The sequence below is a fragment of the Palleronia sediminis genome (assembly GCF_004358695.1).
GTDB classification, from domain to species: Bacteria; Pseudomonadota; Alphaproteobacteria; order Rhodobacterales; family Rhodobacteraceae; genus Palleronia; species Palleronia sediminis.
This window is the reverse complement of the sequence record NZ_SNAA01000013.1, coordinates 25,694-38,149: the sequence shown is the minus strand read 5'-3', so window position 1 is coordinate 38,149 and position 12,456 is coordinate 25,694. Positions and strand designations below refer to the sequence as shown.

General features: G+C 67.2%; 9 protein-coding genes. 4 read left to right on the top strand and 5 right to left on the bottom strand.

Going from position 1 to position 12,456, the window contains the following annotated elements:
• Positions 1–6: 6 nt before the first annotated feature.
• Positions 7–732 (top strand): RadC family protein, encoded by a 726-nt coding sequence (radC, locus tag E2L08_RS11850; protein ID WP_133397303.1) that lies wholly within the window; start codon positions 7–9, stop codon positions 730–732.
• Here radC and E2L08_RS11845 read toward each other — a convergent pair.
• Positions 729–2,222, bottom strand: coding sequence for a phosphate ABC transporter substrate-binding/OmpA family protein (locus tag E2L08_RS11845; RefSeq protein WP_133397302.1), 1,494 nt, complete (start codon positions 2,220–2,222; stop codon positions 729–731). The genes radC and E2L08_RS11845 overlap by 4 nt on opposite strands.
• A gap of 78 nt (positions 2,223–2,300) precedes the next feature.
• Positions 2,301–5,003: a preprotein translocase subunit SecA gene (secA, locus tag E2L08_RS11840; protein ID WP_133397301.1), complete on the bottom strand. Its 2,703-nt coding sequence runs from the start codon at positions 5,001–5,003 to the stop codon at positions 2,301–2,303.
• A gap of 165 nt (positions 5,004–5,168) precedes the next feature.
• Here secA and E2L08_RS11835 point away from each other — a divergent pair, with 165 nt between their 5' ends.
• Genes E2L08_RS11835 through E2L08_RS11825 form a run of 3 tightly spaced genes read left to right on the top strand, consistent with a single transcriptional unit; the run spans position 5,169 to position 7,637 of the window.
• The gene (locus E2L08_RS11835; protein ID WP_133397300.1) at positions 5,169–6,017 is read left to right on the top strand and encodes a peptidylprolyl isomerase; all 849 of its coding nucleotides are present in this window, start codon (positions 5,169–5,171) and stop codon (positions 6,015–6,017) included.
• 7 nt (positions 6,018–6,024) lie between these two features.
• Complete coding sequence (gene argJ / locus E2L08_RS11830) at positions 6,025–7,242, top strand: bifunctional glutamate N-acetyltransferase/amino-acid acetyltransferase ArgJ (RefSeq protein ID WP_133397299.1); 1,218 nt, start codon at positions 6,025–6,027, stop codon at positions 7,240–7,242.
• A complete protein-coding gene (locus E2L08_RS11825; protein ID WP_133397298.1) occupies positions 7,239–7,637 on the top strand; it encodes a (deoxy)nucleoside triphosphate pyrophosphohydrolase in 399 nt (132 codons plus the stop codon). Before argJ ends, E2L08_RS11825 begins: the two co-directional genes overlap by 4 nt.
• 78 nt (positions 7,638–7,715) lie before the next feature.
• On the opposite strand, the gene infB is transcribed toward E2L08_RS11825, so the two are convergent.
• The 3 genes from infB to nusA are packed head-to-tail and all read right to left on the bottom strand — an operon-like array spanning position 7,716 to position 12,452.
• Positions 7,716–10,202 carry a translation initiation factor IF-2 gene (gene infB / locus E2L08_RS11820; protein WP_133397297.1) on the bottom strand — a complete coding sequence of 829 codons (2,487 nt, stop codon included), beginning with the start codon at positions 10,200–10,202 and terminating at the stop codon, positions 7,716–7,718.
• Positions 10,202–10,831 (bottom strand): RNA-binding protein, encoded by a 630-nt coding sequence (locus E2L08_RS11815; RefSeq protein WP_133397296.1) that lies wholly within the window; start codon positions 10,829–10,831, stop codon positions 10,202–10,204. Before E2L08_RS11815 ends, infB begins: the two co-directional genes overlap by 1 nt.
• 4 nt (positions 10,832–10,835) lie before the next feature.
• Entirely contained in the window at positions 10,836–12,452 is a 1,617-nt protein-coding gene (gene nusA, locus E2L08_RS11810; protein WP_133397295.1) for a transcription termination factor NusA, read from the bottom strand.
• Between the last annotated feature and the right edge of the window lie 4 nt (positions 12,453–12,456).

Here is a 12,456-nt window from a genome sequence, read left to right as displayed (position 1 = left end):
CGCGGCATGAACCTTTCGGATTCGATGCCGCTTTTCACGGGCGTTGCGGCGTCCAGACCGCCCTCCTACCTCGCCGACCACCGCAAGCGGCTGCGCACCCGCTTTTGCGAGGGCGGCGCCGAGGCGGTTCCCGATTACGAGCTGCTGGAACTGCTGCTCTTCCGTTTCATCCCCCGACGAGACGTGAAACCGGTCGCTCATGCGCTGATGCACGCCTTTGGCGATCTCAACGGCGTTCTGGCGGCCGAACCACGGCAACTGACCGGCATCGACGGGGTCGGTCCCTCGGTCGCGACCGACCTCAAGATCGTCGAGGCGACCGCGCATCGCATGGCCCGCGCCCGCGTGATGAACCGGCCTGTCCTGTCGGGCTGGCAGCAACTGCTCGATTATTGCCGCACGACGATGGCGCACCGGCATACCGAACAGGTGCGGGTGCTGTATCTCGATACGAAGAACGCCCTGATCGCGGACGAGGCGCAGGGCGGCGGCACGGTCGATCATGTCCCCGTCTATCCGCGCGAGGTGCTGAAACGCGCGTTGGAACTCGGGGCCAAGGCGCTGATCCTGGTGCATAACCACCCTTCGGGCGATCCCACGCCCTCATCGGCCGACATCGCCATGACCCGCAAGATCGAAGAGGGGGCGAAGGCGCTCGATATCGTGCTGCACGATCATCTCGTCATCGGCCGGGGGCGCGAGGTCAGTTTCCGCGCCGAGGCGTTGATCTAGCGCAGCCAGACCTCGACACGGCGGTTCACCCGCCGTCCCCAGCCGGTATCGTCGCAGGCCATCGGCAACGCCTCGCCAAAGGCCGCGACCGCCATCTCGGGCGGCTCGGTCGCGGCCTCGCGGACCGCGTCGCGCACCGCCGTCGCGCGGGCCAGAGACAGCTTGCGGTTGGCCGCGGCCGACCCGCCCCCGTCGGAAAAGCCGGCGAACACGATCTCGCGGGTGCCGAACAACCCGCGCGACACTGCCTCGGCCAAGAGCATGACGTTCGACCGCGACTGCGCGTCGAGCTCGGTCGATCCGTTCTCGAACCGAAAGGACAGCGACAGCCGCACCGTGCCGTCCATCGCCCGCGACAACCGCCGCAGCGTCCCCAGCTCGGCCTCGGGCCTCAGGATCGCGCGGATCAGCCGATCCCCCTGCGCGGCGACGGGGATCGCCTCGGGGAACTGGTCGACGAGCCCGGTGCGCGACACGACGCTCTGGGCCGCGGGCGAGGTGGCGTAATCCACGAAATCGCGGGCGAAATCGGGCAGACGGCGCGCCGGCGCATAAAGGAACACGGGCGCGGTCAGCGGGAAATCCTCGGTCTTGATCGCCGTCTCGCTGACCGAAAGCCGCGCACCGCAAGGGCCTGTCAGGGCCAGCGGCTCGCCCAGCCCGACGGCCGCATAGCTGGTGACGCCCAGCGCGGCAGGATCATCGAGCACGGCATCGACCAGCGCATCGGGGCTGTCATGGCGCGTGGCCACGGCGGCGGCGGGACCGATCCGCGCGCCGATGGTCTCGGCCAGCCCCGTGGCATCGCCCGGCAGGTGCAGCGCAATCGGGCCGGGCGCGCCCCCAAGATCGGCCCAATCGACGATCTCGCCGCGCAGGACGGCGCGCAGGTCGTCCAGCGCGATATCCGCCACATCGCTCAGCGGACCGACGATCGGGATCACGGCGTCGAGCGCCAGGATCGCGCTGCGCCCCGAGGCGGTGAGATCGCCGCGCCCCGCCTCTTCGGCCAGTTCGGCCTCGGCGCGCGCGACCTCGCGCGGGGACAGGACGAGGTCGGCATCGTCGGCGATCAGATTGGCGAACCCTTCGGACGGCGCGGCAAAGGTGATCTCGAACGTGCCGAGACGCCCCGCCCCATCGGACAGGTCGACCACGAACCCGTTGCCCACGGGCTCGGTGACAAGGGCGAACCCCCGGCGCCGCGCAAAGGTCTCGAACAGGGGCGGCAACAGGGTGCCAGCGAGCCCGCTCTCGGCGCTGATCCGCACGCGCGGCACGAAATCGGCGGGCGGGCAGGCACCCTCGCAAGTCAGCGCGGTCCCGTCCACCGACACCTCGCCGAACTCGGTCATCACGCGATAGAACTGCCCGTCATAGCCCAAGAGCTCGCCGCGCAGCACCTCGACGCCGCCCGCGCTGCGCAGGCTCACGTCCTGCGCGGCGGCGGCCCCGCAGGACAACAGAAGCGCGCAGGCGACGCGGATCATCGTAAAGCGTGACGCGGCCAAAGGACTTCCCCCAGGGCCGGCAGTCTTGCCCCCCGACCGCGCGCGATCAACCGTCAATCACGCAAGCTGGCCGTGGCAATGCTTGAACTTCTGGCCCGATCCGCAGGGGCAGGGATCGTTGCGCCCCGGATTGCCCCAGGTCGACGGGTCGGCCTCGACAAAGCCGGGGGCCGCCGCCTGGGCCTCGGCCTCGCCCTGCGGGGGGGCGGCGGTGGCCTCGGCCTGGATCGCGGCCCGCTGCGCCTCGATCTGCGCCATCATGCGCTTTTGCTCTTCTTCGGTCAGCGGGCGGATCTGGCTCAGCTTCTTGGTGACGTCGGCGCGGAGGCTGTCGAGCATCCCCTCGAACAGTTGGAACGCCTCGTTCTTGTACTCGTTCAGCGGGTCGCGCTGCGCATAGCCGCGGAACCCGACCACCGAGCGCAGGTGATCCAGCGTCAGGATATGTTCGCGCCATTTCGCGTCGATGGTCTGCAGCAGCACCTGCTTTTCGATCTGGCGCATGTTCTCGGGGCCGAACTGGTCGGCCTTGGCCGCCATGGTCTTGTTGCTTTCCTCGTAGAGCCGGTCGCGGATCACCTGGTCGTCCACGCCGTCTTCCTCGACCCATTTCAGGATCGGCAGGTCCATGCCCAGCGTTTCCAGAACGGCAACATAAAGCCCCTGCCCGTCCCATTGATCGGCATAGCTGCGCGCGGGGATGAACTGATCGACCAGGTCGTCGATGACCTGGTGGCGCATGTCCTGCGCGATCTCGCCCAGATCCTCGTTTTCCATGATCTCGCGGCGCTGGCCGAAAATGACCTTGCGCTGGTCGTTCATCACGTCGTCGAACTTGAGAAGCTGCTTGCGGATGTCGAAGTTGCGCCCCTCGACCTTGGCCTGTGCGCGTTCCAGCGATTTGTTCACCCAGGGGTGAACGATGGCCTCGCCCTCCTTCATCCCGAGCTTTTGCAGCACGTTGTCCAGCCGCTCGGACCCGAAGATCCGCATCAGGTCATCCTCGAGCGACAGGAAGAACGCCGAGCGGCCCGGATCGCCCTGGCGGCCGGATCGCCCGCGAAGCTGGTTGTCGATGCGGCGGCTTTCGTGCCGTTCGGTGGCCAGGACATAGAGCCCGCCTGCCTCTTTCACCTTTTGCTCGGCCGCGGCCGTCTCGGCCTCGATCCGGGCGCGGATCGCTTCGGGGTCGCCCTCGGGGTCGGCGGCCAGCGCCTTCATCACCTTGTAATCGAGGTTTCCGCCCAGCTTGATGTCGGTGCCGCGGCCGGCCATGTTCGTCGCGATCGTGACCGCGCCGGGCTTGCCCGCATCGGCGACGATCTGGGCCTCCTGCTCGTGCTGGCGCGCGTTCAGCACGTTATGCACGACGCCCTCTTTCTCGAGCATCTGGGACAGGAACTCGGATTTCTCGATCGAGGTCGTCCCGACCAGCACCGGTTGGCCCTTGGCGTTTGCTTTCTTGATCTCTTCGACGATCGCGGCATATTTCTCGGCCGCGGTGCGGTACACAGCGTCGTGCCGATCCTCGCGCGCGATGGGGCGGTTGGTGGGCACCTCGACCACGCCGAGGCGATAGATCTCGGCGAATTCGTCGGCCTCGGTCAGGGCCGTGCCCGTCATCCCCGCCAGCTTGTTGTAAAGCCTGAAATAATTCTGGAACGTGATCGAGGCGAGCGTGACGTTCTCGGGCTGGATATCCACGCCCTCTTTCGCCTCGATGGCCTGATGCAGGCCGTCCGACAGGCGGCGACCGGCCATCATCCGGCCGGTGAACTCGTCGATCAGCACGATCTGCCCGTCGCGGACGATGTAGTCCTTGTCGCGCTGGAACAGCTTGTGCGCCCGCAACCCCTGATTGATGTGGTGAACCAGCGTCGTGCTCTCGGGATCGTAGAGCGATTGCCCCTCGGGCAGCAGCCCCGCACCCGCGAGATGCGCCTCGAGGAACTCGTTGCCCTCGTCGGTAAAGGTCACGTTGCGGGTCTTTTCGTCGAGGGTGAAGTGATCGTCCTGCAAGAGCGGGATGATCGTGTCGACGGTCTTGTAAAGCTCGCTGCGGTCCTCGCTCGGGCCCGAAATGATGAGGGGCGTGCGCGCCTCGTCGATCAGGATCGAGTCGACCTCGTCCACGATCGCGAAGTTATGGCCGCGCTGGTACATGTCCTTGAGCTCGGACTTCATGTTGTCGCGCAGATAGTCGAACCCGAGCTCGTTATTCGTGGCATAGGTCACGTCGCAGGCATAGGCCGCGCGCTTTTCGGCCTCGGGCTGCTGGGGATAGACGACGCCGGTGGTCATGCCGAGCGCGGCATAGACCTTGCCCATCCATTCGGCGTCGCGGCGCGCGAGATAGTCGTTGACGGTGACGATATGCACGCCCTCGCCCGACAGCGCGTTCAGATAGGCCGGGAAGGTCGCGACGAGCGTCTTGCCCTCGCCCGTCTTCATCTCGGCGATATTGCCCTGGTGGAGGAACATGCCGCCCATCAACTGCACGTCGAAGGCCCGCAGACCCAGCGCACGGCGCGCCGCCTCGCGACAGTTTGCAAAGGCTTCGGGCAGGATGTCGTCGGTGGTCTTTCCGCCCGCCAGCGCCTCGCGCAGCTCCTGCGTCTTGGCGACGAGTCCCTCGTCGGTCAGCTTCTCGAACTCGGGCTCGAGCGCATTGATCCGTTCGATCATCGGGCGCGTCGCCTTGATCTTGCGGTCGTTCGTCGTGCCGAACACCTTGCGCGCGACAGTACCGAATCCCAGCATCGTCTCTCCTGACGTATTCTTGTGAGGGGGATTGCTTGCCCGGTCCGCGAACCGCGAATAGGAAGGCGGCAAGATAACGCCCCTTCAGAGGCTCAAAGCGATGTAAGGGGCGCCCAAGTCACTGTCAACGCTGGCCCCGGCGGGGCCGCGCAGGAGATCTTCACGATGTCGAAATTCACCACCCTTACCGCGGCCGGCGCGTTCGCGCTGGCGCTTGCCGGCGCCGCCCCCGCGCAGGATCAGGGCGCCTCGGCCGATACGGTGCTGGCCACCGTCGGCGATACCGAGATCACGCTGGGCCATGTCATCGCCATGCGTGCGCGGCTGCCCCAGCAATACCAGGCGCTCGACGATGCGGCCCTGTTCGACGGCATCCTCGAACAGCTCATCCAGCAGACGGCGCTCGGCGCGCAGGTCGACATGCTGTCACCGCGCAACGAACTGGTGCTCGAGAACGAACGGCGCGCGCTGGTCGCGTCCGAGGTGTTGCAGGCGCAGGCCGACGGGACCGTGACCGAAGAGGCGATCCAGAAGGCCTATGACGCCGAATATGCCGGGGCCGAGCCGCAAACCCAGTACAATGCCGCCCATATCCTCGTCGAAACCGAGCAGGAGGCGCAGGCCCTGATCGAAGAGCTCGAGGGTGGCGCCGATTTCGCCACGCTCGCGCGCGAGAACTCGGTCGGCCCCTCGGGCCCCTCGGGCGGTGCGCTGGGCTGGTTCGGCCCCGGCGCCATGGTACCCGCCTTCGACACCGCCGTTCAGGAGATGAGCGCGGGCGAGATCGCGGGCCCTGTCGAGACGCAGTTCGGCTGGCACGTCATCAAGCTGAACGAGACGCGCACGCTGGATGCGCCGCCGCTGGACGAGGTCCGCGGCGAGATCGAAAGCCAGTTGCAGGAACGCGCGATTCAGGAGGCGATGCAATCCGCGGTCGAGGCCGCCGACATCACCCGTGCCGATTCGGGGATCGACCCTTCGGTGATCCGCGACGATTCCCTGCTCGACGAGTAAGACCCAGATGCCGCAGCTTTCGCCGCTCGCCCCCGCCGCCTTTCCCGACCTTCCGGCGATCGAGGGGGTGCGTTTCGCCGCCACCGCAGCCGGGGTCCGCTACAAGGACCGCACCGACGTGATGCTCGCCCTGCTCGATCCGGGCAGCACCGTGGCGGGGGTATTTACCCGGTCGGCCACCCGCTCGGCCGCGGTCCGCGATTGCGAGGCCAAGCTGGGCGGCGACGCCAGCGGCGGTGCCGCGATCCTGGTCAATTCGGGCAATTCCAACGCCTTCACCGGCCGCGCGGGCGACGAGTCGGTGCGCCGTATCTGCGCCGCGGTCGCCCGGCTGGCCGACCTGCCCCAGGAGCGGGTCTTTACCGCCTCGACCGGCGTGATCGGCGAACGCCTGCCCGACGACCGCATCACCGCCTGTCTCGACACGCTCAAGTCTGGCCTGTCGCCAGATGGTATCGGCATGGCCGCGCGCGCCATCATGACGACCGACACCTTTCCCAAGGGCGCGACGCGCACGGTCGAGATTGACGGGCAGCCCGTTCGGATCGCCGGGATCGCCAAGGGGTCGGGCATGATCGCGCCGGACATGGCGACGATGCTGGTCTATATCTTTACCGACGCACGCATCGCCCAGCCGCTGCTGCAAGAGATGTTGCGCGACCTGACGGATCGCAGCTTCAACTGCATCACGGTGGATGGCGATACCTCGACCTCGGACACGCTGCTTCTGGCCGCGACGGGCCGCAGCGCCGGGATCACGGCCCGCGGCGGCCCGTTCGAAGAGGCGCTGGGCGCGGTCATGCTCGACCTGGCGCATCAGGTCGTGCGCGACGGCGAGGGGGCGACCAAGTTCATCGAGATCGCCGTCACCGGTGCCGATAGCGACGCGGATGCCCGGCGCGTGGCGATGTCCGTCGCGAATTCTCCGCTGGTCAAGACCGCCGCGGCGGGTGAGGATCCGAACTGGGGGCGCATCGTCATGGCCGTCGGCAAGGCCGGGGCCCGCGCGGATCGCGACCGCCTGTCGATCCGGTTCGGCGATATCCTCGTCGCAAAAGACGGCTGGGTGGCCGAAACCTATACCGAGGCCGAAGGCGCCGCCTACATGAAACGGCCCGAGCTCAGGATCGGGGTCGATATGGGGCTCGGTTCGGGCGCGGCCACCGTATGGACCTGCGACCTGACCCACGCCTATATCACGATCAACGCCGATTACCGCTCGTGAAGCTTATCCTTGTCTCGGCCGTCGCCCTCATCGACCGCGACGGTCGCGTGCTCTTGGCGCAGCGACCCGAAGGCAAGGCCATGGCCGGCCTGTGGGAGTTTCCCGGCGGCAAGGTCGAGCCCGGCGAAAGGCCCGAAACGGCGCTGATCCGCGAGCTCGAGGAAGAACTGGGGATCGGCACGTGGGAAAGCTGCCTCGCGCCGCTGACCTTTGCCAGCCACGCCTATGAGGACTTTCACCTCCTGATGCCGCTTTTTGCCTGCCGCAAATGGGAGGGGCAGCCGCAGGCCCGCGAGGGTCAGGTGCTGAAATGGGTGGCGCCACGAGACATGCGGACCTATCCGATGCCGCCGGCCGACCTGCCCCTTATCCCGATCCTGCGCGACTGGCTCTGACCCCGACCGGCGACGCATGGCCCTGAAACGGGAAAGGCCCGCGCAATGGCGGGCCTTTCGATCAATTCGAGCGGAGGATCAGAGCGACCGCTCGACCTCTTCGCGGGTAAAGATCTCGATCACGTCGCCAACGCGGATATCGTCGTAGCGCTCGAATGCCATGCCGCATTCCTGGCCCGAGATCACTTCGTTCACCTCGTCCTTGAAACGCTTGAGCGTCTTCAGCGTGCCTTCGTGGATCACCACGTCGTCGCGCAGCAGACGCACCCCGGCCGACCGGCGGGCGACCCCCTCGGTGACGATACAGCCGGCGACGTTGCCGACCTTCGTGACCTTGAAGACCTCCTTGATCTGCGCGTAGCCGATGAAATGCTCGCGCACCTCGTTGGAGAGAAGGCCGCTGGCCGCCGCTTTCACGTCGTCCACCAGGTCGTAGATGATGGAATAGTACCGGATCTCGACGCTTTTCTGGTTGGCAGTCGCGCGGGCCGACGCATTGGCCCGGACGTTGAAGCCGATGATCGGCGCGTTCGACGCCTCGGCGAGGCCCACATCGGTCTCGGTGATAGCACCGACCCCCGAATGCAGCACGCGCACGCGGACCTCGTCATTGCCGATCTTTTCCATCGCCTGAACGATGGCCTCGGCCGAACCCTGCACGTCGGCCTTGACCACGATGGGCAGCTCCGCAACGCTCTGATCGGCCTTGGCCTTGGCCATCATCTGCTCGAGCGTCGTTGCCGCACCCGCCGCCGCACGCTTGTCGCGCGCCGCGTTCTGGCGATATTCCGCGATCTCGCGGGCCTGTGCCTCGGTCGAGACGACGTTGAGCACGTCGCCCGCCTCGGGCGTGCCGTTGAGGCCCAGAACCTCGACCGGAACCGACGGCCCGGCCTCCTTGACGCGCTCGCCGCGGTCGTTCTCCATCGCGCGGACCTTGCCCCACTGTTCGCCGACGACAAAGATGTCGCCCTGGCGCAGCGTGCCGTTCTGGATCAGCACCGTCGCGACCGGACCGCGCCCGACATCGAGCTTGGCCTCGATCACCGCGGCCTGGGCTTGGCGGTCGGGATTGGCCCTGAGCTCGAGGATCTCGGATTGCAGCGCGATCGCCTCGAGCAGTTCGGGCAGGCCCTGGCCGGTCAGGGCCGAGACCTCGACATCCTGAACGTCGCCGGACATCTTTTCGACGATCACCTCGTGCTGAAGCAGCGAGGTCCGCGTCTTGTCCGGGTCGGCATCGTGCTTGTCGATCTTGTTGATCGCCACGATCATCGGCACGCCCGCCGCCTTGGCGTGGGCGATGGCCTCGACCGTCTGCGGCATCACCGAATCGTCGGCCGCGACCACGAGGATGACGATATCCGTCACCTGTGCGCCGCGCGCCCGCATCGACGTGAACGCCGCGTGGCCGGGCGTATCGAGGAAGGTCAGCGTCGCGCCGCCCTCCGTCTCGACCTGGTAGGCGCCGATATGCTGCGTGATGCCGCCGGCCTCGCCATGCGACACACGCGCCTTGCGGATCGCGTCGAGGATCGAGGTCTTGCCGTGGTCGACATGGCCCATGATCGCGATGACGGGCGCCCGCGGCTTGAGATCCTCGGGGGCGTCTTCGGTCTGCTGGATCACGTCCTCGACATCCGACGCGCTGACGCGCACGACCCGGTGCCCGAACTCCTCGATGATGAGCTCGGCCGTATCCGCGTCGATTGTCTGCGTCTGGGTCGCCATGATGCCGTTCTGCATCAGCGCCTTGACCACGTCGGCCACGCGTTCGGCCATGCGGTTTGCCAGTTCCGAGACGACGATCGCCTCGGGAAGCTGGACGTCGCGCCGGACCTTTTCACGCTCCTGCGGCTGGCCCATCGCCTTCTTGCGGGCCCGCTCCTGCTGGCGGCGCATCGACGCCATGGAGCGCTGCCGCCCGCCTTCGCCACCGGCGAGGGCCTGGTTCACGGTCAGCTTGCCGGCACGCCGCTTGTCGTCGACCTTGGTCGTCTTGGCGTTGCGATCCTTGTCGCGGGCATCGCGTTCGCGCGGGGGCGCCGCCTTGGCGGGTTTCTGTTCGCGGGCCTGGGCATCGGCGGGCGAGGGCTGCGGCTCGGCCGCGCGGGTACGGGCCTCCTGCTCTTCGCGCAGGCGGCGGGCATCCTCGTCGGCCTTGGCCTTCAGGGCTTCCTCGCGCTCGCGTTCCTCGCGCTCCTTCGCCTCGATCTCGGCGCGGCGACGCTCGCGCTCTTCGGCGCGGGCCTTTTCCTCGGCCTCGCGCTGGATCGCCTCGTCGGCCTCGCGCGCACGGGCGGCGGCGAGCGCCTTCATCCGGCGGTCGAGTTCCGCGTCGGTGATGCCGGCGGGACGTTTGCGCGGGTCGCCGCCGCGCGGCGCGGCCGCCGCCGCGTCGCCGGGCTTTGCCGCAACGGGTTTGGGAGCGACCACGCGCTTGCGCTTCGTCTCGACCACGACGTTCTTCGTCCGGCCGTGCGAAAAGCTTTGCTTTACCTGTCCGGGGCGGCCGCTTCCGCTGCCGCGCACACCGAGGGGTTTCTTGCCGTCGTTATCACTCATCAGGTCTTCTTTACCTTTCCGGCGCCGTCGCCATCTGGTGCCCAGCGAACGCCTGAAAGCCGCACGGCATCGTCGCGAAACAAATCAGCGAGTCTGCCTGCGGCAAGCGCCGCGTGTATCACACGTTCCCGTCCGAAGGACAAACCCAATTCATCCGCCGTCAGGATGTCGAAGAAACTGCCGCGACCGCCGGGGCGATACAGCTTCGACTTGCCTCTTTCCGACCCGTCGGACGCCTGCAGCAGGATGCGGCAGCGGTCCTTGTCGAGCCAGTCCTTCACCTTTTCGAACCCCGACACGGCGGCTCCGGCCTTGCGGGCCATCGCCACCCGGTCGATGCAACGCCGGGCCAGCGCGGCCTCGACATCGGCGACCAGCGTCTCGGGGGCCGAGACCTGCCGGCGCGCGCCCTTGGAAAAGAGCCGCCGCGCCACCGCCGTCTCGAGCGCCTCGCGCTCGGCCGCGACATACATGCCGCGACCGGGCAGCTTGCCCGCGATATCGGGCACCACGCTGTCGTCGGGCCCGACCACGAAACGGATCAGGCCCCGCTTGGGCGACACCTCGCCCGTCACGATGCATCGCCGTTCGGGGGCGTCGGGGCCCGGACGTGGCGTCCCTCGGGTCATGCCGTCACCGCTCAGGTTCGGTATCCTCGACCTCGGCCCCGTCGGCCTCGGCCGGTTCGAGATCCGCCGGATCGACCCAGCCAAGCTGGATCCGGGCCGACATCACCATCGCCTGCGCCTCTTCGAGGTCGACGTCGAACGGTTCGAGAATTCCATCGTCCTTTACGCGCTGCCCGTCGGATGTGGTCCACCCGCCGGCAAGTTCCCAGTCGGCGCAGGTCGCAAAATCCTCGAGCGTCTTCACCCCGTCCTCGGCCAGCGCCACGATCATCTGGGGTGTCAGGCCCTCGAATGCAACCAGGCTATCCTCGACACCCAGTTCGCGGGCCTTTTCCATCGCCACGCGGTTCTGTTCGTCGATGAAGTCGCGCGCCCGCGCCTGAAGTTCCTGCGCGGTGTCGTCGTCGACCCCGTCGATCACCGTCAGCTCGTCGAGCTCGACATAGGCGACCTCCTCGAGATTGGTGAAGCCCTCGGCCACCAGAAGCTGTGCGAAGAACTCGTCGAGATCGAGCGTGTCCATGAACAGCTTGGTGCGCTGCTCGAACTCGGCCTGGCGGCGCTGGCTTTCCTCTTCCTCGGTCATGATGTCGATATCGAGCCCGGTGAGCTGGCTCGCCAGCCGCACGTTCTGACCGCGCCGGCCGATGGCCAGCGAAAGCTGTTCCTCGGGCACGACGACTTCGATGCGCTCGGCCTCTTCGTCGAGGACGACCTTGGACACCTCGGCGGGCTGAAGCGCGTTCACGAGGAAGGTGGGCAGATCCTCGGACCACGGGATGATGTCGATCTTTTCGCCCTGAAGCTCGTTCACCACGGCCTGCACGCGGCTGCCACGCATGCCGACGCAGGCACCCACGGGGTCGATCGAGCTGTCATAGGAAATCACGCCGATCTTGGCGCGGCTGCCGGGGTCGCGGGCCACGGCCTTGATCTCGATGATGCCCTCGTAGATCTCGGGCACTTCCATCTTGAACAGCTCGGCCATGAACTCGGGCGCGGTGCGCGACAGGAAGATCTGCGGCCCGCGCGGCTCGCGGCGCACGTCCTTGATATAGACGCGGATGCGGTCGTTCGGGCGATAGCTTTCGCGGCCGATCTTTTCGTTGCGGCGCAGCACGCCCTCGCCGGGGTTCAGGTCGACGATGACGTTGCCGTATTCCTCGCGCTTGACCAGCACGTTGATGATGGTGCCGATGCGGTCCTTGTATTCCTCGAACTGCTTGTCGCGCTCGGCCTCGCGGACCTTTTGCAGGATCACCTGCTTTGCCGACTGGGCGGCGATGCGCCCCATCTCGACGGGCGGAACCTCTTCGACCAGCATATCGCCTACCTTGGGATCGTCGAGATATTGCCTGGCGGTCTCGACGGTCATCTCGGCCTGGTAATTCTCGAGCGCGTCATCCTCGACCACGGTGCGCACGCGGGTAAAGGTCGCCCGCCCGGTCTTGCGGTCGATCGACACGCGGATGTCCATCTCGGCGCCGTAGCGGGACTTGGCGGCACGGGCGAGGCTTTCCTCCATCGCCTCGACCACGAGGCCGGGGTCGATCATCTTTTCGCGCGCGACCGCTTCGGCCGTCTGCAAGAGCTCGAGCTGGTTGGCAGAGGTAATGGCCATCTGG